The sequence below is a fragment of the Pseudomonas rustica genome (assembly GCF_018336155.1).
Classification (GTDB): Bacteria; Pseudomonadota; Gammaproteobacteria; order Pseudomonadales; family Pseudomonadaceae; genus Aquipseudomonas; species Aquipseudomonas rustica.
Genome location: NZ_JAGYHF010000010.1, coordinates 1 through 25932, shown reverse-complemented (window position 1 = coordinate 25932; position 25932 = coordinate 1). Strand labels below are relative to the sequence as shown.

The 25932-nt window shown below is 59.6% G+C and carries 22 protein-coding genes; 8 read left to right on the top strand and 14 right to left on the bottom strand.

What is annotated here, in order from left to right:
* Window positions 1-5: 5 nt before the first annotated feature.
* The gene (locus KFS80_RS19485) at window positions 6-1934 is read left to right on the top strand and encodes a transglycosylase SLT domain-containing protein (RefSeq protein WP_053122100.1); all 1929 of its coding nucleotides are present in this window, start codon (window positions 6-8) and stop codon (window positions 1932-1934) included.
* A gap of 111 nt (window positions 1935-2045) precedes the next feature.
* Here the strand turns inward: KFS80_RS19485 and KFS80_RS19480 are convergent, their stop codons facing one another.
* Together KFS80_RS19480 and KFS80_RS19475 are read right to left on the bottom strand one after the other, a co-directional pair.
* Window positions 2046-2375, bottom strand: a complete 330-nt coding sequence (locus tag KFS80_RS19480) for a Fic family protein (protein WP_338109619.1) — start codon at window positions 2373-2375, stop codon at window positions 2046-2048.
* 127 nt (window positions 2376-2502) lie between these two features.
* Entirely contained in the window at window positions 2503-4290 is a 1788-nt protein-coding gene (locus KFS80_RS19475; RefSeq protein ID WP_212545624.1) for an ABC transporter transmembrane domain-containing protein, read from the bottom strand.
* A gap of 258 nt (window positions 4291-4548) precedes the next feature.
* Here KFS80_RS19475 and KFS80_RS19470 point away from each other — a divergent pair, with 258 nt between their 5' ends.
* Window positions 4549-4728 (top strand): PA1571 family protein, encoded by a 180-nt coding sequence (locus KFS80_RS19470; protein WP_053122106.1) that lies wholly within the window; start codon window positions 4549-4551, stop codon window positions 4726-4728.
* Between the two features lie 171 nt (window positions 4729-4899).
* Here the strand turns inward: KFS80_RS19470 and pdxB are convergent, their stop codons facing one another.
* Window positions 4900-6045 (bottom strand): 4-phosphoerythronate dehydrogenase PdxB, encoded by a 1146-nt coding sequence (pdxB, locus tag KFS80_RS19465; protein ID WP_212545623.1) that lies wholly within the window; start codon window positions 6043-6045, stop codon window positions 4900-4902.
* Window positions 6046-6252: 207 nt separating this feature from the next.
* On the opposite strand from pdxB, the gene KFS80_RS19460 reads away from it, so the two are divergent.
* Complete coding sequence (locus KFS80_RS19460; protein ID WP_212545622.1) at window positions 6253-7662, top strand: MATE family efflux transporter; 1410 nt, start codon at window positions 6253-6255, stop codon at window positions 7660-7662.
* Window positions 7663-7796: 134 nt separating this feature from the next.
* Here the strand turns inward: KFS80_RS19460 and tusA are convergent, their stop codons facing one another.
* Both tusA and rlmM read right to left on the bottom strand, forming a co-directional pair.
* Complete coding sequence (gene tusA, locus KFS80_RS19455; protein WP_025111044.1) at window positions 7797-8048, bottom strand: sulfurtransferase TusA; 252 nt, start codon at window positions 8046-8048, stop codon at window positions 7797-7799.
* A 169-nt stretch (window positions 8049-8217) separates the two neighbouring features.
* Window positions 8218-9291, bottom strand: a complete 1074-nt coding sequence (gene rlmM, locus KFS80_RS19450; RefSeq protein WP_212545621.1) for a 23S rRNA (cytidine(2498)-2'-O)-methyltransferase RlmM — start codon at window positions 9289-9291, stop codon at window positions 8218-8220.
* A 222-nt stretch (window positions 9292-9513) separates the two neighbouring features.
* Here rlmM and acnA point away from each other — a divergent pair, with 222 nt between their 5' ends.
* Window positions 9514-12255, top strand: a complete 2742-nt coding sequence (gene acnA, locus KFS80_RS19445; RefSeq protein ID WP_053122114.1) for an aconitate hydratase AcnA — start codon at window positions 9514-9516, stop codon at window positions 12253-12255.
* 320 nt (window positions 12256-12575) lie between these two features.
* On the opposite strand, the gene KFS80_RS19440 is transcribed toward acnA, so the two are convergent.
* Both KFS80_RS19440 and KFS80_RS19435 read right to left on the bottom strand, forming a co-directional pair.
* Window positions 12576-13391 (bottom strand): aminoglycoside phosphotransferase family protein, encoded by an 816-nt coding sequence (locus KFS80_RS19440; RefSeq protein WP_212545620.1) that lies wholly within the window; start codon window positions 13389-13391, stop codon window positions 12576-12578.
* On the bottom strand, window positions 13378-13866 hold the full coding sequence (locus tag KFS80_RS19435; RefSeq protein ID WP_212545619.1) for an SRPBCC family protein: 489 nt from the start codon (window positions 13864-13866) through the stop codon (window positions 13378-13380). Before KFS80_RS19435 ends, KFS80_RS19440 begins: the two co-directional genes overlap by 14 nt.
* Window positions 13867-14008: 142 nt before the next feature.
* On the opposite strand from KFS80_RS19435, the gene KFS80_RS19430 reads away from it, so the two are divergent.
* Both KFS80_RS19430 and KFS80_RS19425 read left to right on the top strand, forming a co-directional pair.
* Entirely contained in the window at window positions 14009-14299 is a 291-nt protein-coding gene (locus KFS80_RS19430) for a hypothetical protein (protein WP_156316170.1), read from the top strand.
* A gap of 51 nt (window positions 14300-14350) precedes the next feature.
* Window positions 14351-14755 carry a lysozyme inhibitor LprI family protein gene (locus KFS80_RS19425; RefSeq protein ID WP_053122119.1) on the top strand — a complete coding sequence of 135 codons (405 nt, stop codon included), beginning with the start codon at window positions 14351-14353 and terminating at the stop codon, window positions 14753-14755.
* A gap of 116 nt (window positions 14756-14871) precedes the next feature.
* On the opposite strand, the gene KFS80_RS19420 is transcribed toward KFS80_RS19425, so the two are convergent.
* The 3 genes from KFS80_RS19420 to KFS80_RS19410 form a co-directional block, all read right to left on the bottom strand.
* Window positions 14872-15897 (bottom strand): histone deacetylase family protein, encoded by a 1026-nt coding sequence (locus KFS80_RS19420; RefSeq protein WP_212545618.1) that lies wholly within the window; start codon window positions 15895-15897, stop codon window positions 14872-14874.
* 154 nt (window positions 15898-16051) lie between these two features.
* Window positions 16052-17281, bottom strand: coding sequence for a Zn-dependent hydrolase (locus KFS80_RS19415; RefSeq protein ID WP_212545617.1), 1230 nt, complete (start codon window positions 17279-17281; stop codon window positions 16052-16054).
* Window positions 17282-17303: 22 nt separating this feature from the next.
* Window positions 17304-18614: an MFS transporter gene (locus tag KFS80_RS19410; RefSeq protein ID WP_212545616.1), complete on the bottom strand. Its 1311-nt coding sequence runs from the start codon at window positions 18612-18614 to the stop codon at window positions 17304-17306.
* Between the two features lie 159 nt (window positions 18615-18773).
* Between KFS80_RS19410 and KFS80_RS19405 the strand changes: the two genes are divergently transcribed.
* Complete coding sequence (locus KFS80_RS19405; protein WP_212545615.1) at window positions 18774-19709, top strand: LysR family transcriptional regulator; 936 nt, start codon at window positions 18774-18776, stop codon at window positions 19707-19709.
* Here KFS80_RS19405 and KFS80_RS19400 read toward each other — a convergent pair.
* Genes KFS80_RS19400 through KFS80_RS19390 form a run of 3 tightly spaced genes read right to left on the bottom strand, consistent with a single transcriptional unit; the run spans window position 19703 to window position 22682 of the window.
* A complete protein-coding gene (locus KFS80_RS19400; protein ID WP_212545614.1) occupies window positions 19703-20632 on the bottom strand; it encodes a 2-hydroxyacid dehydrogenase in 930 nt (309 codons plus the stop codon). The genes KFS80_RS19405 and KFS80_RS19400 overlap by 7 nt on opposite strands.
* On the bottom strand, window positions 20629-21384 hold the full coding sequence (locus KFS80_RS19395; RefSeq protein WP_212545613.1) for a class II aldolase/adducin family protein: 756 nt from the start codon (window positions 21382-21384) through the stop codon (window positions 20629-20631). The genes KFS80_RS19400 and KFS80_RS19395 overlap by 4 nt, the downstream gene beginning before the upstream one ends.
* Window positions 21381-22682: an MFS transporter gene (locus KFS80_RS19390; RefSeq protein ID WP_212545612.1), complete on the bottom strand. Its 1302-nt coding sequence runs from the start codon at window positions 22680-22682 to the stop codon at window positions 21381-21383. Before KFS80_RS19390 ends, KFS80_RS19395 begins: the two co-directional genes overlap by 4 nt.
* A 155-nt stretch (window positions 22683-22837) precedes the next feature.
* On the opposite strand from KFS80_RS19390, the gene KFS80_RS19385 reads away from it, so the two are divergent.
* Window positions 22838-23797, top strand: a complete 960-nt coding sequence (locus KFS80_RS19385) for a LysR family transcriptional regulator (protein ID WP_212545611.1) — start codon at window positions 22838-22840, stop codon at window positions 23795-23797.
* 12 nt (window positions 23798-23809) lie between these two features.
* On the opposite strand, the gene mrdA is transcribed toward KFS80_RS19385, so the two are convergent.
* Window positions 23810-25702 carry a penicillin-binding protein 2 gene (gene mrdA, locus KFS80_RS19380; RefSeq protein ID WP_053122139.1) on the bottom strand — a complete coding sequence of 631 codons (1893 nt, stop codon included), beginning with the start codon at window positions 25700-25702 and terminating at the stop codon, window positions 23810-23812.
* Window positions 25703-25932: the final 230 nt, after the last annotated feature.

The window sequence follows — 25932 nt, the reverse complement described above, 5'->3', positions numbered from 1 at the left end:
GTCTCATGCGCAGTCGCCTTTTCAGTGTTTTGTCCTGCTTGCTACTTACCGCCGCTGCCGTTCAATCCGCCCAGGCGGTGGATCTGTCCACCCAACGCCAGTATTACGATGAAGCCAAGCGCGCCTTGGCGAAAGGCGACACCGGCCCGTATTTCCGTTACAGCCAGGCCCTGGCCGATTATCCGCTGGAACCGTATCTGGCTTACGACGAATTGACCGCGCGCCTGAAAAGCGCAAGCAACGAGGAAATCGAGAAATTTCTCGCCGAGCACGGTGACCTGCCCCAGGCCAACTGGATGAAGCTGCGCTGGTTGCGCTGGCTCGCCGACCGTGGCGACTGGGCGACCTTCGTCAAGTACTACGACCCGAAGCTCAACTTCACCGAACTGGACTGCCTGAATGCGCAGTACCAGATCACCCACGACAAAAAATCCGAAGGTTATGCCAATGCCGACAAGCTCTGGCTGACCGGCAAATCGCAGCCCGCCGCGTGTGATGCGCTGTTCGGCATCTGGGCCGCTGACGGCCAGTTGACCGAACAGAAACGCTGGGAGCGCACCAAACTCGCCGCTCAGGCGCGCAACTATCCGCTCGCCAACAGCCTCGTTAACGGCCTGACCACCCTCGCCCCGCGCGGGCGGTTGCTGGTCGATGTCGCGCAGAAACCCGAGCTGCTCAACCAACCGTCGCGCTTCACTCCAGCGGATGAGCCGATGTCCGACGTGGTCAGCCTCGGCCTGCGCCGCCTCGCCCGTCAGGATCCGGACAAGGCCATGGCGCTGCTCGACGGTTACGCCAGCAGCATGCATTTCTCCCGCGATGAAAAAGTCGCGATCGCCCGGGAAATCGGCCTGACCCTGGCCCGGCGTTTCGACAGCCGCGCGCTGGACGTGATGACCAAATACGACCCGGAACTGCGTGACAACACCGTGTCCGAATGGCGTTTGCGTCTGCTGTTGCGTCTGGCGCGTTGGGACGATGCTTACCAACTGACCAAACGTCTGCCGCAGGATCTGGCCACCACCAACCGCTGGCGTTACTGGCAGGCGCGCAGTCTGGAACTGGCGCAACCGCAGAACCCGGAAGCACAGACCCTGTACAAAAATCTGGCGCGTGAACGTGACTTCTACGGTTTCCTCGCCGCCGACCGCTCGCAATCGCCGTATTCGTTGAACAACAAGCCGCTGGTGCTGAGCCAGGCGCTGATCAACAAGGTGCGCAACACGCCTGGCGTACGCCGTGCGCTGGAATTCCATGCGCGCGGGCAGATCGTCGACGGTCGCCGCGAGTGGTACCACGTCAGCCGTCATTTCAATCGTGACGAAATGGTCGCGCAGGCAAAACTGGCTTATGACCTGAAATGGTATTTCCCGGCGATCCGCACCATCAGTCAGGCGCAGTATTGGGACGACCTGGACATCCGCTTCCCGATGGCCCACCGCGAAACTCTCGTACGTGAAGCCAAGGTGCGCGGCCTGCATTCAAGCTGGGTATTCGCCATCACTCGTCAGGAAAGCGCCTTCATGGACGACGCCCGCTCCGGCGTCGGCGCCAGCGGCCTGATGCAACTGATGCCAGCCACCGCCAAGGAAACCGCGCGCAAATTCAGCATTCCGCTGGCCTCGCCGCAACAAGTGCTCGATCCGGACAAAAACATCCAGCTCGGCGCAGCTTATCTGAGCCAGGTGCACAGCCAGTTCAACGGCAACCGCGTCCTCGCCTCCGCCGCCTACAACGCCGGCCCCGGTCGTGTGCGCCAATGGCTGCGCGGCGCCGATCACCTGAGCTTCGACGTCTGGGTGGAAAGCATCCCGTTCGACGAAACCCGCCAGTACGTGCAAAACGTTCTGTCGTACTCGGTGATCTACGGGCAGAAACTCAACTCGCCACAGCCGCTGGTGGATTGGCATGAGCGCTACTTCGACGACCAATGACCTGTAGGCGCTGCGGAAGGCTGCGATCTTTTGACCTGAAAAAAATGCCCGCATGAAAATGCGGGCATTTTGTTTGGAGCAAGATCAAAAGATCGCAGCCTTCGGCAGCTCCTACCTGAATGTGGGGGCTGTCGTTTTGCCCCGTTCAGTCAGGCGATACTTTTGTACTGGGCTCCTGGGCGAATCGGGGTCGGTCATTTCAATCAATTTAATAGCCAGTGCGGGTTTCAGATAGTTCGCGCGAAAGGTTGCCTTGTGAGCCAGCCCGAGGCTACTCATGAGCTCGTTTACGCTCAGTTGATCAGCCCCATCAAATACGCCGAGCAACATCGCTACTTGGTCGGTTACTTGGTCGGTTGAAGGCTCATTGCTGATTGCTTCTTGCAGCGCAAGACTTAAGGCTTGAAGCATGTACTCGACGAAGGGTGTCGATTCGGCCATCCGATCCGCTTCCGACCGATTTGCTCGCTGATGTTAGCGATCACAGCAACCATTCGAGTGTTCAGGTTCAACGGCGGTTGGTAACCACTCATGTCCCCTCCAAACATTTTCTACGGGCGCTCATCATTCATAGGTGTTGTTTAGACGTTTCCTGACCATCACTAAACTGCAACGCCGCCAGCCGTGCATACAGCGGATTACTGGCAATCAATTCCTGATGTGTCCCTACCGCGACCAATTTGCCCTGATCCATCACGGCGATCCGGTCGGCGTTTTTCACTGTGGCCAAACGGTGCGCAATCACCAGCGTCGTGCGGTTGTGCATCAGGCTCGGCAAGGCTTGCTGGATGAGGTGTTCGCTTTGCGCGTCGAGGGCGCTGGTGGCTTCGTCGAGCAGCAGGATTGGCGCGTCCACCAGCAGCGCCCGGGCGATGGCCAGACGTTGGCGTTGGCCGCCGGAAAGACCGAGGCCGCCGTCGCCCAAGTGGGTTTGGTAGCCGTCTGGCATTTGTTCGATGAAATCGTGGGCGTGGGCGATTCGCGCGGCTTCCTTGACCTGCTCCAGCGTGGCCGTCGGGCAGCCATAACGAATGTTTTCCTCGACGCTGCCAAAGAACAGCGCGGGCGTTTGCGAGACGAGGGCGAAGCAGCGGCGCAAATCCAGAGGATCGAGGCGGGTCAAGGGCACGCCATCGAGGAGAATTTGTCCTTCGCGCGGGTCGTAAAATCGCAGCAACAAATCGTACACCGTGGATTTCCCGGCGCCGGACGGCCCTACCAGCGCCAGGGTTTCGCCCGCGCGGACGGTCAGATTCAAGCCATCGACGGCGTAGCTTTCTGGACGCGAGGGATAGGAAAAACGCACATCCCGCAGCTCCAGCTCGCCGCGCACGCGCTCAGGCAACGTCACCAACCCGGAGGTGGGCGGCTGGATGATATTTTCCGAGCGCAGCAGTTCGGCGATGCGTTCGGCAGCGCCAGCAGCGCGTTGCAGCTCGCCGATCACTTCGCTCAGTGTGCCGAAAGCACTGCCGACGATCAGGCTGTAGAACACAAACGCCGCCAGTTCACCCGCCGAAATTCGCCCGGCGATCACGTCCATGCCGCCGACCCACAACATCACCGCGACCGCGCCGAGCACTAGCACGATCACCAGGGTAATCAGCCACGCACGCTGGAAGATGCGTTTACGCGCCGTTTCAAAGGCCTGCTCGACCGTTGAGGCAAAGCGTTGCTCGTCCTGCACCTGATGGTTGTAGGCCTGCACGGTTTTGATCTGGCCAAGGGTTTCGGAGACGTAACTGCCAATGTCGGCAATGCGATCCTGACTCTGGCGCGACAGATTGCGCACACGGCGGCCGAAAATCAGGATCGGCGCGACTACAAGCGGCAGCGCGATCACCACGATGCTGGTGAGTTTGGGGTTGGTGATGAACAGCAGCACGACGCCACCGATGACCATCAGCAGATTGCGCAGAAACAGCGACAGCGACGAGCCGATCACCGACTGCAGCAATGTCGTGTCAGCGGTAAGGCGCGACTGGATTTCCGAGCTGCGATTGTCCTCATAAAACCCCGGATGCAGGTACACCAAGTGGTTGAACACCTGTCGACGAATGTCCGCGACAACCCGCTCGCCAATCCACGACACCCAATAAAACCGGGCAAAGGTGCCGATCGCCAGTCCGACCACTAACAGCATGAACAGGCCAATCGACTGGTTGAGCAAATGCGGCGACTGGGTCATGAAACCCTGATCGACCAGCAGCTTGATGCCCTGCCCCATCGACAAGGTAATGCCGGCAGTGACGATCAATGCGAGCAGCGCGCCAAAGGCCTGCCAACGATAGGGCACAAGAAAATGGCTGGTCAGACGCAGGGCGCGTCGGTGTCGGGAGGAAAGCATCGAGATCATTCGGGTTCACATCTGCGCAGATGAATAGGGCCAGCCTAGTCATTGAAATGGGGTGGAACTCTGTAAATCACAATGAGTCAGGTTAAATATGCCCGTGACGACTAGAGCCTAGAGGCTATTGGTCTAAAGTTCGGGTTGAGACGAGCGGTCATTTCTGTTTGAGTGGAGATGCCGCCGCCGACAGACCGCAGGGCGTTGTAACAGCCCGGTCACGTGGCAGTTTTAACCTTGGCGAATAACCTGATGAGGAGACAGGCCATGTCCTTGCAACACAGCAGCGATGACAAGATTGAAGTGATCCGCACCAAGCCCGGCCAACCTCTGGGTTGCTCGATTATTGATAAGGATGGGCGTGAAGTACCGATCACTGAAGACATGATCCAGCAAGCGTGCAGCGAACTGGAGAAGCGATTGGTCAAGCCTGCCGAACAAGAGTGATATAGCCACCGTCTTCCTGACCCGGCCCCATTTTGGCCGGGTTTTTTCTGGCTGGGATTCGCCGACGGATCGTGTAGGAGCTGCCGAAGGCTGCGATCTTTTGATCTTGCTTGTAAAAAACAACATCAAAAGATCGCAGCCTTCGGCAGCTCCTACAGGGGTTATGTGAGGTTACGGGATTGCGATTGCACCCAGCGCCGCCACTATTTTCGCCAACACTGGCGACGCCCCTTCAATCCGCACTTTCAGCCCTTCAATCTCGCGCCGCACCGGATACTGTTTGCGCAACATATCAAACGCCGCACGCTGCTCAACGACGTTGCCTACAAGGCTGCGGCGGAAATCCGCATCGTCGCGGCGCGGGTCGTACACGCCACGGCACAACATCGCCAACGCCCACGACGGATCGCTGTCAGCGTGCAGGGAAACTTCCGACAACCACGGTGCCGGCAGCAAGTCGCTGAGCTGGATGCTCGCAGGCTGGCCGATGAACTCGCAGTACGCCTGATAGATCTGTGCCGTGCCGCGTTGCTTGCCATCAAGGCTGTAGCCGGCAATGTGCGGTGTTGCCAGCACGCAGAGTTCGGCCAGTTCGACATCGACTTCTGGTTCTGCTTCCCAGACATCCAGCACTGCTTGCAGGTCTTCACGTTCCAGCAGCACTTCGCGCAGGGCCGCGTTATCCACGACCGGGCCGCGCGCCGCGTTGATCAGCCAGGTGCCGGGTTTGAGTTGCTGCAAACGCTGCTGATCGAACAGATGCCAGGTCGCGCCGTCACCGCTGCGGGTCAACGGGGTGTGCAGGCTGATCACGTCGCACTGCTCGATGATCTGTTCGAGGCTGACGTAATCGCCGCCCTCTGCTGCCTGACGCGGTGGATCGCAGACTTTGACGTTCCAGCCCAAGCCCTTGAGGACATTGATCAGGCGCCCGCCAACCTCACCGGCGCCGATCACCCCGTAAGTGCGTTTAGTCAGATCGACACCCTCGATTTCGGCGAGGGTCATCAGGCTGCCGAGCACATAGTCGACCACGCCCCGGGCATTGCAGCCGGGTGCGCTGGACCAGGTGATACCGGCCTCGTTGAAATACTCCAGATCCAGATGATCGGTGCCGATGGTGCAAGTGCCGACAAAACGCACTTTGCTGCCTTCAAGCAGCGCACGGTTGACGTTGGTCACCGAACGCACCAGCAACACATCGGCCTGCTCGACCGTCGCACGGTCAATGGAACGGCCCGGCACCCGGCGGATTTCGCCGAAACCGGCAAAAAAGGCATCGAGCAGCGGGATATTTTCGTCGGCAACAATCAGCATGGCGGGCTCCTTGGGCGGATCGGCAGTTTAACTGTAGGAGCTGCCGCAGGCTGCGATCTTTTGATGGTGATCTTAAAAACCTAAAGATCGCAGACTGCGGCAGCTCCTACCCGATTACAAATCCGCAACAGAGGATTTTTCCTGACTGTAACGTCAGCGGCGTAGAATGCGGCGCCTTGCGCATCAACCTTTGTGGACGCTTTGCCTGTGAATTCTGTAACTGACCAACCTGTCGCCGTCTCCCTGACCCGCCCCGCGCGGATTCGTCTGGAGTTCAAAAACCTGCTCGCCCTCGCGATGCCGATCATCATCGCGCAGCTGGCGACCACGGCCATGGGCTTCGTCGATGCGGTGATGGCCGGGCGCGTCGGGCCCAAGGATCTGGCGGCAGTGGCACTGGGCAACTCGATCTGGGTGCCGGTGTTTCTGTTAATGACCGGCACCCTGCTCGCCACCACGCCGAAAGTCGCCCAGCGCTTTGGCGCCGGCAAGCACAGCGAGATCGGCCCGATCGTGCGTCAGGCGTTGTGGCTGGCGTTGGTGGTTGGCCTGATTGCGACTGCGATGCTGGTGGCCGCCGAACCAGTGCTGCACCTGATGAAGGTCGACCCGGAGCTGATCGGCCCGTGCATGCAATACCTGCACGGCATCGCCAGTGGTTTGCCGGCGGTGGCGTTTTATCACGTGCTGCGTTGCACCAGTGACGGCATCGGCCGAACCCGCCCGGCGATGGTGCTGGGTCTGTGCGGTCTGGCGCTGAATATTCCGCTGAACTACATCTTCATCTATGGCCACTTCGGCGTGCCAGCGATGGGCGGCATCGGCTGCGGCTGGGCCACGGCAATCGTGATGTGGGTGATGGCGCTGGGTCTGGCCGGTTATGAGCGCTGGGCGCCGGCCTATCGTTCGAGCGAACTGTTCAGCCGTTTCGACTGGCCTCAGTGGGCGGTGATCAAGCGTTTACTGGCGATTGGTTTGCCGATTGGCATTGCGGTGTTCGCCGAATCGAGCATCTTTGCGGTGATCGCTCTGTTGATCGGCAGCCTCGGCGCCACGGTGGTGGCCGGGCATCAGATTGCGCTGAACGTCAGCTCGCTGGTGTTCATGATTCCGTATTCGCTGGGCATGGCCGTGACTGTACGGGTCGGTCAGGCATTGGGCCGTGAAGAGCCGCGTGAAGCGCGTTTTGCTGCTGGCGTCGGCATGGGCACCGCGCTGGCCTACGCCTGTTTGTCGGCGAGCATGATGTTGTTACTGCGCGAGCCAATTGCGGCGATTTATACCGCCGACCCGACGGTGATTCACATTGCGGCGATGCTGATTGTGTACTCGGCGCTGTTCCAGTTTTCCGATGCGATTCAGGTTACTGCCGCCGGCGCGCTGCGCGGTTATCAGGACACTCGGGTGACCATGATTCTGACCCTGTTTGCGTATTGGGGCATTGGTTTGCCGGTGGGTTACGCCCTCGGCCTGACCGACTGGCTCGGCGAGCCGCGCGGCCCGAGCGGGTTGTGGCAGGGTTTGATCGTCGGCCTGAGCTGCGCGGCGTTGATGTTGTCGATCCGCCTGACGCGCAGTGCGCGCAAGCGTATTCGGATCAGTCGTTCGGCAGGTTAAGGCCTGACGCAAGGTAAAAATGTGGGAGCGGGCTTGCTTGCGAATGCGGTGTAACAGTCGATATTCATGGTGACTGGTACACCGCATTCGCGAGCAAGCCCGCTCCCACATTTGGTTTTGCGTTTGCCTGGCGGTTACGCGTGTTTCTTGCGAATCCAGTACAGATACGTGCCGGCCTCTTCGTGTTGGCCGACCAGTTCATGGTCGAGAAACACGCAGAACTTGGGGATGTCGCGACGGGTCGAGGGGTCGGTGGCAATCACCTTGAGCAGGCCGCCGGGCACCAGGTCACGGATGTGCTGGTGCAACATCATTACCGGTTCCGGGCAGTTAAGGCCGGTGGCGTCGAGGGTGCCGTCGACCGGGGTATCGATCATTTCACTCATGATTTACTCCTGAAACTGGCCGGCATTGTCGCGCAATGCCGGGTGTTCGGTCATCTATAGCGTTAAACCGCACCCTATGTAGGAGCTGCCGAAGGCTGCGATCTTTTGATCTGGATCTTCAAAAACAAGATCAAAAGATCGCAGCCTTCGGCAGCTCCTACAGGGAGAATCAGCGGGATTTGGTTTTTTTGATGTCGTGACGGCGCAGGTGGCAGGTCACTTCTTCGCGGTCGTGGTACAGCTGTTTGCAGCCGATATCGACCTTGATCCCGCGCGCCTTGAAGCCATCGGCGATGCGCTCAAGCAAGCGCTTCACTTCGGCATAACGCTGCTTCATCGGCAACTTCAGGTTGACCACCGCTTCGCGGCAATGCCCCTCGCCGATCCACTCTTCGAGCATCGCCGCGTTACGCGCAGGCTTTTCGACGATGTCGCAGACCATCCAGTCCACCGGTTGCTTGGGCTTGAAGGTGAAACCGTCGGCCATCAAATGCTGCACCAGACCGGTGTCCATCAGGCTTTCAGCCATCGGGCCATTGTCGATCGCCGTCACCAGCATGCCGCGATTGACCAGTTGCCAGGTCCAGCCGCCCGGCGCCGCGCCAAGGTCGACACCGGTCATGTCACTGTGCAGACGATCTTCCCACTGATCACGCGGGATAAAGTGGTGCCAGGCTTCTTCCAGCTTCAACGTCGAACGGCTTGGTGCCTCGCGCGGAAACTTCAGGCGCGGAATGCCCATTGGCCACATCGCCGAGTTGCCAGCGTCCGCCATACCCAGAAACACTTCTCGGCCACTTTTGAAGGTCAGCAACAGGCGCGGCTTGCTCGCGTCGTCGACCAGTTTGCCGGCGCCGGTCAGCGCTTTACGCAGCGGGCCTTCGAATTTCTTGCAGAAGTTCGACAGTTCCTTGCCATCGTTGGTGTCGACGACTTCCAGCCACAGGCTGCCGCACACCGGGAAATCGGCCATGTGCGCAAGGATCACGCTGATGCGGTCGGTTTCCGGCAGATCGATAAATACGCCGCGCGCCCATTGGCGCGGGAAGATCAGCTCGGCGAAACGCTGGCCGCGCATCAGGCGCTCGGCGCCGTCTTCTTCGGTGCAGACAAACTCGGCGCAGGCAGTGGCCGCTTTGGCCTTGGCGTAACCGGCCACGTTGAGCCGGGCGGCGAGGTCGGAAATTTCCGAACAGACTTCGCCTTCGAAGCCTGGCCGGCAATGCATGAATAGGGTGTTCATTCTTACTCCTGGGCAGCGGGCGATCATTCGGCCCCTGCGCGATGCTCAAGCCTTGCGTTGAAGCAAAGCCTGTCACGAAAACCGGCGCATGATAGCCGATGTCGGAACCTTGGACTTGCCCATAGAGTCCAGTTATTAGCCAGCTAATGAAAACAGGGCTACGTTGATAGCTCTGCCCGTCCCCTCAATCCGTAGCCGTGCGGATTCAAAGGAGTGATCGTAATGCCGTCCCTCGATAGTCTGAAGACCCTCAAAACACTGCAGATTGACCAAAAGACCTACCACTATTTCAGCCTGCCGGATGCCGCCAAAAGCTTGGGCGATCTGGACAAGCTGCCGATGTCGTTGAAAGTCCTGCTGGAAAACCTGCTGCGCTGGGAAGATGAAAAAACTGTCACCGGCGCTGACCTCAAGGCGATTGCCGCGTGGCTCAAGGAGCGTCGCTCCGATCGGGAAATCCAGTACCGCCCTGCCCGCGTATTGATGCAAGACTTTACCGGGGTTCCCGCCGTGGTCGACCTCGCCGCCATGCGCGCGGCGATGGCCAAGGCCGGCGGCGACCCGCAGCGGATCAACCCGCTGTCACCGGTGGATCTGGTGATCGACCACTCGGTAATGGTCGACAAATTCGCCACGCCGAGCGCGTTCGAGCAGAACGTCGATATCGAAATGCAGCGCAACGGCGAGCGTTACGCCTTTCTGCGCTGGGGCCAGAGTGCCTTCGACAACTTCAGCGTAGTCCCGCCGGGCACCGGCATCTGCCACCAGGTCAACCTTGAATACCTCGGCCGCACCGTGTGGACAAAGGATGAAGACGGCCGCACCTATGCCTTCCCGGACACACTGGTCGGCACCGACTCCCACACCACCATGATCAACGGCCTCGGCGTACTCGGCTGGGGCGTCGGCGGGATTGAGGCGGAAGCGGCGATGCTCGGGCAACCGGTGTCGATGCTGATTCCGGAAGTGATTGGCTTCAAACTGACCGGCAAACTAAAAGAAGGCATCACCGCCACTGACCTGGTGCTGACGGTTACGCAGATGCTGCGCAAGAAAGGTGTTGTCGGCAAATTCGTCGAATTTTATGGCGACGGCCTCGCTGACTTACCGCTGGCTGACCGCGCGACCATCGCCAACATGGCCCCGGAATACGGCGCGACGTGCGGTTTCTTCCCGGTCGACGACGTGACGCTGGAATATCTGCGTCTGTCCGGGCGTCCGCCGGAAACGGTGAAACTGGTCGAGGCGTACACCAAGGCTCAGGGCCTGTGGCGTCTGCCCGGTCAGGAACCGGTGTTCACCGATAGCCTGGCGCTGGACATGGGCAGCGTCGAAGCGAGTCTGGCCGGGCCGAAACGTCCGCAGGATCGCGTGTCGCTGCCCAATGTGCCGCAAGCCTTCAGCGACTTTATCGATCTGCAATTCAAACCCACCAGTAAAGATGAAGGACGCCTGGAAAGTGAGGGCGGTGGTGGCGTGGCGGTGGGCAATGCCGATCTGGTCGGCGAAACCGAATATGAATACGAAGGCCACACCTATCGTCTGAAAAACGGTGCGGTGGTGATCGCGGCAATAACCTCCTGCACCAACACCTCCAACCCGAGCGTGATGATGGCGGCCGGTCTGCTGGCGAAAAAAGCCGTGGAAAAAGGCCTGACCCGCAAGCCATGGGTGAAGAGTTCGCTGGCGCCGGGCTCGAAAGTGGTTACCGACTACTACAAGGCTGCCGGGCTGACGCAATACCTCGACCAGCTCGGGTTTTCGCTGGTCGGCTACGGCTGCACCACCTGCATCGGCAACTCCGGGCCGTTGCCCGAGCCGATTGAAAAAGCCATCCAGAAAGCCGATCTCACCGTCGCCTCGGTGCTGTCCGGCAACCGCAACTTTGAAGGTCGTGTGCATCCGTTGGTGAAAACCAACTGGCTGGCCTCGCCGCCGCTGGTGGTCGCCTATGCCTTGGCCGGCAGCGTGCGCAGCGACATCAGCAGCGAACCGCTGGGCGAGGACAAGCAAGGCAATCCGGTGTACTTGCGAGATATCTGGCCAAGCAGCAAAGAAATTGCCGACGCGGTCAGCCAGGTCAACACCGCGATGTTTCACAAGGAATACGCCGAGGTGTTCGCCGGTGATGAGCAATGGCAAGCCATCGAGGTGCCGCAAGCCGCCACCTATGTCTGGCAGGACGATTCGACTTATATCCAGCATCCACCGTTTTTCGACGACATTTCCGGGCCGTTGCCGGAAATCAAAGACGTCAAAGGCGCTCGCGTTCTGGCGTTGCTCGGCGACTCGGTGACCACCGACCACATCTCCCCCGCCGGCAACATCAAGGCTGACAGCCCCGCCGGCGAGTATCTGCGTGAAAAAGGCGTAGAACCGCGGGACTTCAACTCCTACGGCTCACGGCGCGGCAATCACGAAGTGATGATGCGCGGCACCTTCGCCAACATCCGTATTCGTAACGAGATGCTTGGCGGTGAAGAAGGTGGAAACACCATCTACATTCCGACCGGCGAGAAACTGGCGATTTACGACGCGGCCATGAAATATCAGGCTTCGGGCACGCCGCTGGTGGTAATTGCCGGGCAGGAATATGGCACCGGTTCAAGTCGTGACTGGGCGGCCAAGGGTACGAATCTGCTGGGCGTGAAAGCGGTAATTGCCGAGAGTTTTGAACGGATTCACCGTTCCAATCTGGTGGGTATGGGCGTGTTGCCGCTGCAGTTCAAGCTTGATCAGAACCGCAAGAGTCTGAATCTGACGGGCAAGGAGACTTTTGAGATCAAGGGTTTGACCGGGGTTGAACTGACGCCGCGGATGAATTTGCCGTTGGTGATTACGCGCGAAGATGGGCGTCAGGAGAAAATTGAGGTGCTGTGCCGGATCGATACATTGAATGAGGTGGAGTACTTCAAGTCGGGAGGGATCCTGCATTACGTCCTGCGCCAACTAATCGCCTCATAACGCTGAACCCCATGTAGGAGCTGCCGCAGGCTGCGATCTTTTGATCTTATTTTAAGATCAAGATCAAAAGATCGCAGCCTGCGGCAGCTCCTACAGGGCAAAAAAAAACCCGCCGAAGCGGGTTTTTCCCAAGACCATTATCGACTCCCTGTCGGCAGCGATCCTTGCAAATGGTCGATCATCCGTGATCCTGAAACACTCCCTGTGTCTCAGTTGATGTGGCTAGATTAACCGTGGGATCCAATCGGCAATAGTCGACATAGCTACCATCGCGTGTAGGACATTCGCCATAGCGACCCTTCCGAAAACCCTTAGACGTGTCAGGCGTCGAGCATGGAAGTGGCGATCTGCGCAACTTTCAGCTGCCCTGAGGCCTGCTCGAGTGCGTCATCTTCCAAAAACCATGCGGCGGATAATCCGGCGAACGCCAGCACCCATTGCAGCAGTCTTTGGCGATCCAGCCCGGCGGCGTCGGTTATCACCTCAAGCTGTCGGCGAAAACGTTGGGGATTGGTGGCTGAGGGCAGATCGGGATTGCAGATCAAATTGGCGTAGTCAAAACCGCGCTCGCCCGTGACCCGCTTCGGGTCGATGGCCAACCAGCCACGCTCACCGAAATCCAGCACATTGTCGTGATGCATGTCGCCGTGCAACACCACCACGTCTTGCGGGTTGGCGAGCAATGTTTCTGCCGTTTCCAGGCTTAAGCCGTAGAGACCGCCATGCTGGGCCGCAGCGATTCGCAGCGAAGCAAACCACGGCCCCAGCTCCACCAACGGCGGCGGTGGTGTCGCGCGCGGTGCATGCAGCCGCTCCAGCGCCGCACACAGAATCCGGCTGGCCTCGTCGTCCTCGCCATTCAGCGCCATGTGCATCAGCGAACGCCGGCCCATGGCCCGCTCCATCAGCAAGCCTTCCTCGTGATGCACCAGCACCTGCGCGGCGCCATTGCCGTCCCACCAGGACATCAGATGGTTGCCGATTTTTTCATCGGCATCCATCGCCACTTTGAGCATCGCCGGGGTATCGCCGTGGCGCACCGGCAGCAAAAGACTGCCGAGAGTGATGATCGGCTCGCCGTCCGGCACCAATGACCAACGCTGCAGCCACGGTTGGAAAATGTCAGCCACCGTCACGCGCTCGGGCCTTGGCACTTTCGGTCAGGAACTGTTCCAGTCGGCTCAGTTGCTCCTCCCAGCCGCGGCTGTCCATGAAATAAGCCTCTTTCTGGCGAATATCGGGGATATGCGCGAAACCTGACTCGGAAACCTTGAGCAGTGTGCCGTCCTCGTAATCCTGCAGCTCGAACCTGACCAATGTGGTCGGTTCCTGGGAATAGTCGATCTTCGGATTCACCGCATACGGGTGCCAGCGAAACGAAAACAACTGCTGCGGCTCGACCCGCTCGATCAGCACATTCCACAACACGTGTTCATAACCCGGATACGTGACCTGCCCTTGCGTCCATTCACCGGCAATAAACCGCCTGCCCTCCAGCGCCACGCCAAACCACTGGCCAAACGCCTCGGCGTCGACCAATGCACGCCAGACATGAGAACGCGGCGCCTTCAGCGAAATCTTGCGTTCGAAACTATTGGGTACTGGTTTCATACGTCACCTCCTGTTCTGAACACTAGGCTTGTATGACCACATGTCCAATGTGAAGTTGTATCAAGGAGCTATTTGGTCACCGGTGCCACGCGAAGTTGCGTCTAGACTCAAGGGTCAATCCAACGGATATCGGGAGACCGACATGCGGCTAATGCACCTCGTTCTGTGGACTGCCTTGCTGGCGCTGTCCGCTTGCGTGACTTCCGTGGATCACTGGAGCAAACCCGGTGCGACCCAAGCGACCATCGATCACGATAAAGCCGAGTGCCAATACCAGGCCAAATCGGCAACCGCCAGTTACAGCAGCGCCCCGTCGGACAAAAGCATGTCAGCGGCAGTCGGTGCCGGAGTGGGCGATGGCATTGTGGTGGCTGAGAAACAGATCGACCTGACCAATGACTGCATGCGCCTGCGCGGTTACAGCGGCAGTTAATCTTGATCGCTACAATGCGTGGCATTCCTGATACCAAAAGTGAGACCGCAAATGTCCCCACGCCTGTTGCTAGCCCTGACCCCCTTCCTGTTCCCCTCCCTCGCCCACGCCGCCGTCGACTGCGCCAACGCCAGCGATCAGGCGACGATGAATCAGTGCGCCGGGCAGGATTTCAAAGCGGCGGATAAAGAGTTGAACACGGTGTATCAGCAGATTACCGGACGCTTGAAGGACAACCCTGATGCGAAGAAGCTTTTGGTCAGCGCGCAGCGGGCGTGGGTCGGGTTTCGTGATGCGGAGTGCAAGTTTTCGGCATCCGGGGTGACGGGCGGGAGTGTGTATCCGTTGATTTACAGCAATTGCCTGACGAGTGTGACCAACGTGCGGGTTGAGGCGCTGAAGGAGTATTTGAAGTGTGAGGAAGGTGACATGAGTTGCCCGGTGCCGGGGGCCTGAGTTTTGCGGCGGTTGTGAGGGCCTCTTCGCGAGCAGGCCCGCTCCCACATTGGAATGCATTTCAACATGTGGGAGCGGGCTTGCTCGCGAAGACTATCGGTCAAACAACCCAAATATCAGATCTGCCAAACCTCACCATTCACAAAAAACGCCCGAGCATTATCCTCAAGACTCTCCAGGTGATATCCACCCTCCTGCACAATCAAACACGGCAACCCAAGCTCGCGAATCCGCTCACCCAAGGTGGCAAACCCCTCACGCGTCACCGCCACTTTGCTCTGCGGATCCAGCTCATAAATATCGAACCCCAATGACAGCACCAGCACCTCGGCACCAAACTTACGCACCGCCGCCAACGCCACATCCAGTTGCCCAAGGAAATCCGCTTCACTCGCACCATGCGCCATCGGCAGATTGAGATTGAAGCCCTCCCCCGCGCCCGCACCGCGTTCTTCGGCAAACCCGGCCACGCCCGGATAGAAGTTGGTCGGATCGCCATGCACCGAGACGTAGAGCACGTCATCGCGGTCGTAGAATATTTCCTGAATGCCCTGACCGTGATGCATGTCGGTATCGAGCACCGCGACCTTGGCGAACTTGTCACGCAACACCTGCGCCGCCACCGCCGCGTTGTTCACATAGCAAAAACCACCGGCGGCTTCGGCACGCGCATGGTGTCCCGGCGGGCGGCACAGCGCGTACGCCGCCGGTTCGCCATCGATCAACGCCTGCGCGCCCGCCACTGCGCTTTGTGCCGACCAGTACGCCGAACGCCAGGTCTGCTCGCCGACCGGGCAACTGCCGTCGGCGAGATAGCGTGCGGCCTGCGCGAGGATGCCGCGCAGGGCATTGGGTTCGCGGACGAAGATGTTCGACATGACTTCATCGCCCCAGTCTTCGGGGATTTCCTTCCATCGGGCGTGGGCTTCCTGAAGGAATGTCAGGTACGGCGCGCCGTGTACCGCGAGCAATGGCGCGAGTCCGGCGTCGGTCGGTTGCTCGACGTTGAAGCCCAGATTGTGCGCGGCCTGCACCAGACGCTGCGCGCGTTCGGGGACTTCCTGCGGCGTGCGCATCTGGCCACGGGAGTAGTAGCTGCGTGGATGGTGGAGCAATTGTTCTGGGTGGAAAAAACTGCGCATGGGATGGATTCCTGTCAGTTAATACAAATCTTCAAAATGACCGATTTCAACTGTAGGAGTGAGCCTGCTCGCGATAGCGGTCTGTCATTTGACGTTGATGGTGGCTGACACGGCCCCATCGCGAGCAAGCCCGCTCCCACATGGAGATTGGGGATTACCGGGATATTTCAGCGCGGGCCAGGACGGCGTTGAGCAGCACATCGGTGCCTTGGCGCACATCCTCAGGCAGCACGTCTTCGGCCTCGTTATGGCTCAGGCCGCCGACGCACGGAATGAACACCATCGCGGTCGGGCAGTATCGCGCTAGCAGAATCGCGTCATGCCCGGCGCCGCTGACAATCGATTGCTGAGCGTAGCCCAGCGCATCCACCGCCGATTGCACCGCCGCCACACAATCGGCGTCGAACGGCGTGGCCGGGCTGATCCAGTGCGGGGTGATCGTCACGCTCAACCCCCGCGCATCAGCAATCGCCTGCAAACGTGCGCGCACTTGTTGTTCCATCGCGGCGATAGCGTCGTCACGGTGATGACGCAAATCGACGGTGAAATTCACCAGCCCGGGAATGGTGTTGCGCGAGGATTTATTGATGCTCAGTTCGCCCACAGTGGTGAGCCCTTCGGGAGCGAAATCCGCCGCCAGTTCTTCAATCGCCTGAATCATCCGTGCCACGCCGTACAAGGCATCCTTGCGCAACGGCATCGGCGTGGTGCCGGCATGCGCGGCCATGCCTTCGACGCGCACATCGAGCCAGCGGATCGCTTGGCCACCGGTGACCACACCGATGCTTTTCGCGTTGTCTTCAAGGATCGGGCCTTGCTCGATGTGCGCTTCGAAATAGGCATCCACCGCACCTCCCAAGGCACGGTCAGCGGCGTAACCGAGGCGCTGCAACTCTTCGGCAACGCTGATGCCGTTGGCGTCGCGCACCGCCAGTGCGGCCTGCAAATCCATGATCCCGGTGAACACCGCCGAGCCGAACATCGCCGGGGTAAACCGCGCGCCCTCCTCATTCGTCCACACCGCGATTTCCAGCGGTTTGCGGGTTTTGATGTTCTGGTCATTGAGGCAGCGCACCACTTCCAGACCGGCCAATACGCCGTAAACGCCATCGAAGCGGCCACCCTCCGGTTGGGTGTCGAGGTGGCTGCCCATCATCACTGGCGCCGCGTTCGGATCGGTGCCTGGGCGGCGGGCGAACAGGTTGCCGATGGCATCGACACTCAGCGTCATGCCCGCCTCGCGGCACCAGTGGGCGAACAGTTCGCGGCCTGCTTTGTCTTCATCGCTCAACGCCAGACGGCAGCTGCCACCGCGTGCGGTTGCGCCGATTTCGGCCATCGCCATCAGGCTCGCCCACAGGCGTTCGCCATTGATCTTCAACATGAGGTGCTCCTGGAATCCGAGATTAGATTGAGGCCACTTCCGCGCGATGAGCGCTGGCATGGCGGCGTGCGAGGGACAACACGCAGATCAGCGAAACCGCAGCGATCAGGCTGTAGAACACCGCGAGCGGCCACCACTGACCGGTGAATTTGTGCGCGAGCATGGTGCCGATCAGCGGCGTCAGACCACCGGCCACCGCGCCGCAAATCTGATAGGCCAGCGAAATCGCGGTGTAGCGCACGCGGGTCTCGAACATGCCGCTGACGTACCCGGCGATCACCGCGTAAAACGACGCCATGCACACCACCGCCAGTGCGATGCCGAGAATGATCAGCGGCGCCTGCGCCGAACTCACCAGAACAAACATCGGATACGGCGAGGCCATCGCCAGCAACGACACCAGACACAGGAACCGCGTGGCGCCGATCTTCTCCGCCGTCCATGCCGCCAGCGGCTGAATGCAAAACTGAATGATCGCAACGACGAACAGGCATTCAAGAATCAACGAACGCGGCAGCGCCAGTTGCTGAGTGGTGTAGGCGATCATGAAGGTGTTGGTGAAATACACTCCAGCGATGCCCAGCGTATTGGCGCCGATGCACAGCAACAGTGGGCGCCACGCGGTGCGCAGAACCTCCATCACCGGCGCTTGTTCCTTACGGGTTTCCTTGCTCGCTTTCTCGCGGCTGGCGAGGAACTCCGGCGACTCATTCACGCCCAGACGAATCGCCAGACCGACCAGCAGCAACAACGCACTGGCGAGGAACGGCAGACGCCAGCCCCAGCTCATCAAGTCTTCCTCGGGCAAACGGGTCACCGCGCTGAATGCCAGCAGCGAGAGGATCAAACCCGCCGGGCTACCGAGTTGGGCGAAGGACGCGAAGAAGTTGCGCCGGCCCTTCGGCGCGTGTTCGCCGGCCATCAACACCGCCCCGCCCCACTCGCCACCGACGGCGATACCCTGGACGACGCGCAGCAGAATCAGCAGCACCGGCGCGGCCACGCCGATCTGGGCGTAGGTCGGCAGCAGACCGATGCACACGGTGACCACGCCCATCATCAGCAACGTGATGATCAGCGATTTCTTGCGGCCGATGCGGTCGCCGATGTGGCCAAAAATGATCCCGCCCAACGGCCGCGCAAAAAAGCCCACGGCGAAGGTGCCGAAGGCGGCCATGGTGCTGAACAGTGGATCATCGGAAGGGAAAAACAACGCGCCGAACACCAGCGCGGCGGCGGTGGCGTAGATGTAAAAGTCGTACCACTCAATCATGGTGCCGATAAAGGCAGCGGCTGCCGCACGGCGCGGCTGGTTGGAAGCTTGGGGCTTCATGGTCGGGCTCCTTTGATTGTTTTTTTGGCAGGAGGAAAACGCTGGGGCGAGGCACTCTGGCGGTGCCTGTCTGGGAGTGATTTATCGTCCCGGGGCTATGATTAGTCAATTTTCTATTTATTATTCTTACTATTACGCCAACTTATAATCGAGGCCACGATGGCTGAGCGCGATGTACAACGTTTGCTGAATGATCGTCTGGACTGGAACCTGTTGCGCACCTTCCGCGTGATCGGTCAGGAACTGAGCATCAGCCGCGCCGCCGCCCGTTTGCACCTGACGCAACCGGCGGTGAGCCAGGCACTCAAGCGTCTGGAAGAACAACTCGGTCGGCAACTGATCGCCCGGCGTGGCCCGCGCTTTGCCCTGACCGAAGTCGGCGAGCAGATCTTCGAACTCGCTGGCGAGATTTACGGACAGGTCTCACAAGTCGGCGGATTGCTCGAACAACCGGCCGACGAAGTGATCGGCAAAGTGCGCCTGTTGATCATCAGCCGGATCTTTTCCGAGCGCTTCGATGACTTTCTTGCCGACTTCCATCGCCAGTACCCACGGGTGGATCTGGAAGTCGATGTGATGCGCAGTTCCGACATCGTCAGCGCCTTGCAGGAGAAAACCGCGACCCTCGGCCTGAGCCTCAATCGCCGCCCGCAACCGCGTCTCGAACAGCGTTTGTTTCTGCGGCAGCGCTATGCGTTTTTCTGCGGCAAGCACCATGAATTGTTCGGTCGCGAGGACGTCAGCGAAGGCGATTTGCAGCGCGAGAATTTCGTCAGTTTTACCAGCGACCAAATTGGCGGAATGCTCTCGCCGTTGACGATTTTTCGGGATCAGCAGGGTTTCAGCGGACGCATCGTCGCGTCCTCGCCGAGCCTGGAGGAAGTCCGACGACTGGTGATCGCCGGGTTCGGGATTGGTTGTCTGCCGGAGCATGTGGTGGCGGCCGACGTTGAGGCGGGATTGCTCTGGCGACTGCCGCCTCACGAAGGGATTGCCGATGTCGACATCCATTTACTGTGGAACCGCGACCAGCGCATGAGCCGCGCCGAGACGCTGTTTATCGAACGCTTGCAGGCGTGCCTGGCGGATCAATAACCCAGCGTTCTGTCGGCGCTGTTGAGTAGCTCTTCCCCCGAATTCAGTCGTCGGAAGTTCTCCGCGATCTGCTCGGCGATACAGTTGTGGGAAGCTGCCGAGGCCATGTGCGGGGTGATCGTTACACCGGCGGTTGTCCAGAGTGGATGGTCGCTGGGTAACGGTTCCTGATCGAAGACATCGAGTAGCGCGCCGCGCAGTTTCCCTGTTTGCAGCGCCTGTTGCAGATCCTCGATATTCAGGTGTGCGCCGCGTCCGACATTGACCAGTGCTGCGCCGTTGGCCAGGTGTTCTAACGCGGTTTGATTGAGGATGCCGCGCGTCTCGTGGGTCAGTGGCAACAGGTTGATCAGCAGCTCCACGTTGTGCAAAAACGCCGTGAAGGGTTTCGAGCCGGCGAAGGTCTGCACACCCGGCAGATCCTTGGTACTTCGCGCCCAGCCGCGAACGTCGTAACCCGCGTTAGCCAGATCTTCGGCGATGGCGCTGCCGAGCGATCCCAGGCCCATGATCCCGATCCTGAATTGACTCGCCGGGCGTTGCTGCGGGCGCTCCCAGTGCTGGCGTTTTTGCTGTTGCAGCACCTGATCAAATCCCCGGTGAAAGTGAATCACCGCCCAACGCACATACTCGGTCATGCCTTGCCGATGACCGGGATCGACCACCCGGCACACCGGCAGATCCGGGCACGACGGATCGTGCTCCAGATGATCGATACCGGCAGCCACCGAGTGAATCACTTGCAGATTGGGCAACGCGGCGAGACTGCCCGGCAGCGGAAACCAGCACGCCGCGATCTGTGCATCAAGCGCTCGCGGGTCATCGGCCGGCACTGCCGTGAGGTGCGGCGCGCTGCGTGCAAACGCAGCCTGCAATTGCTCGAGCAACAGCAAGTCGCGGGACAACAGTGCAACGGTGCTCATGACAGATAAGACTCGCGCTGGGATTCGATCAGGGTCAAAGCGGCCGCCCAGGCCAGGTCGATGATGTTGTCCTGTTCATCGCGGTCGAACTGTTCAGAGGTGTGCGCGCAGACTTCGTGGGACGGATAATGCAGCTCCGAACCACCGGCCAATGCCTGCACTTGCGCCTGACAGGCGCGCTCGAGAAAGTGGATTTCCTGAAAGGCCTGAGCCACGCCCGAGCCACCAACCAGCAAACCGTGATTGCGCAAAATCATCGCGCGGTGCGGGCCGAGGTCGGCGATCAAACGCTCGCGTTCATCCAGCGACAGCGCGATGCCTTCGTAGGTGTGATAAGCGAGTTTTCCGTAGAACTTCAGCGCGTGTTGGCTGATCGGCAGCAAGCCTTGTTTTTGCGCAGCGACGGCCATCCCGGCGGCGGTGTGCGTGTGGATCACGCAGTTCAGATCCGGGCGCGCCATGTGGATCGCCGAGTGAATGACGAAGCCTGCGGCGTTGACCCGATGACCCGCATATTCAGGGTCGACAATGTTGCCATCCTGATCGATGCGCACCAGATCCGAAGCACGCATGCGGTCGAAAATCACCCCGTAGCGGTTAATCAGAAAATGATGCTCCGGCCCCGGAATACGCAGGGTGATGTGCGTGTCGATCAAGTCGGTCATGCGGAAATGCGCGATCAAGCGATACAGCGCGGCGAGCTCACAGCGGGCTTGCCATTCGATCGGATCGATGTGGGCAGGTTTACTCACGAATACACCTCTTTGTTGGAATGCAGAACGACCGGCGCGGCACGCAGCCGAGCGAGGCCACAGACACCGATCAGCGACACGGTCGAGAGCAATGTGAAGAACACCGCCAGAGGCAGCCATTGCCCGGAAAATTTGCTGGCCAGCAGCGTGCCGATCAAAGGCGTGGTGCCGCCGGCGAGCGCGCAGCTCAATTGATAGGCGATGGAAATCCCCGAGTAGCGCAGATGCACCGGGAAGGCCTGAGTCATGTAGCCGGCAATCACTGCGTACAGCGCCGACAGGATCACCACCGCGACGGCGATGCCGAGGGTCATCAGCAAGATGTTTTGCGTGCCGACCAGCAGGAACATCGGGTATGGCGTGACCATGCACAGCAACGCAACCAGCGTCAGGAAGCGGCCTTCGCCAATGCGTTCGGCCAATAGCGCCGACAGCGGTTGCGAGAGCAGTTGAATCACCGTGACCAGAAACAGGCAGTCGAGAATCGTCGCCCGCGAAATGCCCTGGTATTGGGTGACGTAGGTGATCATGAAAGTGTTGGTGAAAAAGAACCCGGCCGAGCCAATGGTCACCGCAGCCGCCGCGAACAGAATCTGCCGCCAGCACTGACGGATCACGTCTTTCACCGGGTATTTCGAGGTTTCGTTGTTCTCTTTGGCCTTGGCGAATTCCGGCGATTCATGCACGCCGGAACGGATCATCAAACCAACCATCATCAGCACGCCACTGGCGAGAAACGGCAGACGCCAACCCCAGGCGAGAAACTCTTCCGGCTCCAGCGAAGTGACGAGGCGGAGGGCGATCAAGGCCAACAACAATCCGGCAGGACTGCCGAGTTGAGCGAAGGATGCGTAAAAGGTTTTGCGCTTGGCCGGCGCATGTTCGCTGGCCATCAACACTGCCCCGCCCCACTCGCCACCAACGGAAATCCCTTGGATCAGGCGCAACACGATCAAACCGATCGGCGCCCATATGCCGACGCTGGCATAGCTCGGCAGCAAGCCGATACCGGCAGTCGCCAGGCCCATCAGCGCCATCGTCACCAGAAGCATTTTCTTGCGCCCGAGACGGTCGCCCAAATGACCGAAAACCATCCCGGCCATCGGTCTGGCGATGAAGCCGACGGCGAAGCTGCCGAAGGCTGCGAGCGTGCTGGTGACCGGATCTTCGCTGGGGAAAAACACTTGCCCAAGCACCAGTGCGGCGGCAGTGGCGTAGATGTAGAAATCGTAGAATTCGATGGTCGTGCCAATGAAGGCAGCGGCCGCGGCGCGACGCGGCTGAGCGGTGGTGTGCATGCAAGGACCCTGTGTATTTATCGTTTTTTTGGGCAGGTTTCAGGCGGCTGACGGTCACGCTCTGTGGCGCTTGTGGGCTTTATCGCTTCCGTGACAGGATTAGTCAATTTTCAAAAACTTAACGCTAGTATTAGCTCTGCTACTACATGGAGTGTTTGATGTCCTCTTCCAACCCTTGGGTCGGTCGGCGCTTTCTCAATGATCGGCTGGACTGGAATCTGCTGCGCACCTACCTTGTAATCGGCCAGGAAGGCAGCATGAGCCGCGCCGCTGCGCGCTTGCACATCACCCAATCGGCGGTGAGTCAGGCGTTGAAACGTCTCGAAGAACAACTGGAATGTGTGCTGATTGCGCGCAGCGGACGGCGCTTCGATCTGACCGAAACCGGCGAGGAAGTCCTGCGTATCGCGGCGGATATTTATGGCGATATTTCACGACTGGGTACAGTCATCGAGCATCGCCATGATGACGTGGTCGGCAAGATCCGCATCCTCACGGTCAGCGGTGTGCAGGCGCGGCACTACGATGAGTTTCTGGCTGACTTCCATGAAACCCATCCGAAAATCGAGCTGGAAGTCGAGGTGATGGGCAGCTCGAACATCATCAGTTCACTGCTGCAAAAAACTGCCACGGTGGGCGTTGGCCTATGTCGTCTCGCGCAACCACGGCTTGAACGGCGGGTGTTGTTTCGCGAGACCTACGCGTACTTTTGCGGGCAGCGCCATCGGTTGTTCGGGCAACAGAATCTGTCGCTTGAGGAATTGGCGGCGGAGAACTTCGTCAGCTTCACCAGTGATCAGCTCGGCGGCAATCTATCGCCGTTGACGCTGTTTCGCGATCAGCAAGGGTTCACCGGCAAGATCGTGGCGTCTTCCACCAGTTTTGAAGAGATATACCGATTGATCTGCGCCGGATTCGGCATCGGTTGTCTGCCGACGCACTTGGTGCGGCGCGATGTCGAGCAAGGTCTGCTCTGGCGGTTACCACCGGAGGACGGCGTAGTGGATTTCGATATCGAGCTGCTGTGGAATCGCGAGCAGAAGATGACTCAGGCCGAGACCGTGTTCCTCGACAGCTTCCAGCACATGCTCAGCTTGCGTGAGCCTGTGCTGTGAAGCTGTAATCGATCAAACGTGCGGATCGCCCGGCGCCTTGGCTGGCGCCGCGTATTGCGGCTTGAGATGGCCATCCTGATCAAGTAGCCAGGCGTCCATGATCTGCCGCACCACAGGACCTGCAACTCGGCCACCGGCCTCACCGTTTTCGATCATCACTGCAATCGCGATTTTCGGATGCTCGGCCGGCGCGAAGCCGACGAACAAGGCGTTGTCGCGATGGCGCTCGAGGGTTTTCTCGCGGTTGTAACGCTCACCCTGCTTGATCGCCACCACCTGCGCCGTACCACTCTTGCCAGCGATGCGGTACTGCGCACCGGCCGCTGCTGCACGAGCAATGCCTCGCGCATCGTGCATCACCATCTGCATACCGTGGTTGACCTGTTCCCAATCGCGCGGGTCTTTGAGCAGGATGTTCGGCATCGGGTTCTCATCGACCGGCGCAACGCCATCGACGGTTTTCGCCAGGTGTGGACGGTTCCACACGCCTTTGTTGGCGATGAGTGCTGTGGCCTGAGCCAGTTGCAGCGGCGTGACTTGCATGTAGCCCTGGCCAATACCGAGGATCACGGTTTCACCCGGGAACCAGGCTTGGCGGCGGGTGGCGCGCTTCCAGGCTTGCGACGGCATCAAACCGGGCGACTCTTCGAACATGTCCAGCGAGACTTTTTCGCCAAGGCCGAACATCGCCATGTAGTCGTGCAGGCGATCAATGCCAAGCTTGTGCGCGAGGTCGTAGAAGTAGGTGTCGTTGGAACGCATGATCGCGGCGTCCATGTCTACCCAGCCGTCGCCGCTGTGGTTCCAGTTGCGGTACTTGTGATCGAAGTCCGGGAGTTGGTAGTAACCCGGATCGAAGACGCGGGTTTGCGGCGTCACGACGCCAGCATCGAGACCGGCGATAGCCACTTCCGGCTTGATGGTCGACCCCGGCGCGTAGAGGCCGCGCAGCACGCGGTTGAACAGCGGCCGGTCGATAGAATCACGCAGCGCCGAATATTCCTTGGAGCTGATGCCGGTCACGAACAGGTTCGGGTCGAAACTCGGGTTACTGACCATGGCCAACACTTCACCGGTAGCCGGGTCGAGCGCTACTACGGAACCGCGACGATCACCCAGTGCCGCCTCAGCGGCTTCTTGCAGGTGAACATCGAGGCTCAGAACGATGTTTTTACCCTGTACCGGATCCGTGTGCTTGAGTACACGCAGCACTCGGCCCTGGGCGTTGGTTTCCACTTCTTCGTAGCCGACGTGGCCGTGCAGCTGGGCTTCGTAGAAACGCTCGATGCCGGTCTTGCCGATGGATTGCGTGCCGCGGTATTCGACCGAATCGAGGGTCTTGGATTCTTTTTCGTTGATACGGCCGACGTAGCCGATCGAGTGGGCGAAATGCGCACCGAGTGGGTAGTGGCGGACGAACTGCGGTTCAACATCGAGCCCGGGCAGGCGGAACTCATTAACTGCCAGAACGGCGATCTGTTCTTCGGTCAATTCATAGAACAGTGTCACCGGCGTGAACGGATGACGCGACTGCTTCATCGCCTTGTCGAACACCGTGCGGTCTTCGGCTGGCAGGTGCAGGAGGTTGATGACCTCATTCAGCTCTTCATTGACGTCGGTGGCGCGTTCGCGGGTGATGATCAGGTTGTAACTGGGACGGTTGTCAGCCAGCAACACGCCATTGCGGTCGTAGATCAGGCCGCGTGTGGGCGGGATCGGCAAGACGTGGACGCGGTTGTTTTCGGAGATGGTCGAGTGGTAATCGAACTCGACCACTTGCAGGATGTACAGGCGCACCACCAGAGCACAGCTGACTGCAAAGACGAAAAGAGCACAGGCGATCAACCGTTTGTTGACCAGACGTGTCTCTTTTTCGTGATCCTTGATCGGGATAGGTTCAGGCATTTCTACAGCAACTCTTTGACATAAATTAATGCCGTTCCTTGGGCATGACATCAGTCCGTTAAAAAACGAGCTGCACCATACCAAAAACTGCCCGGTCACTTCAGAACGTTTTTCTCCAATGGCAAGGTCTTGCGACGGTTGGAACGGTCCCAACGCGTCGTGAAAACTTTTCCTGCGGGCAAAACAAAACCCCAACTGCTTTCGCAATTGGGGTTTCGGAATTTAATCTT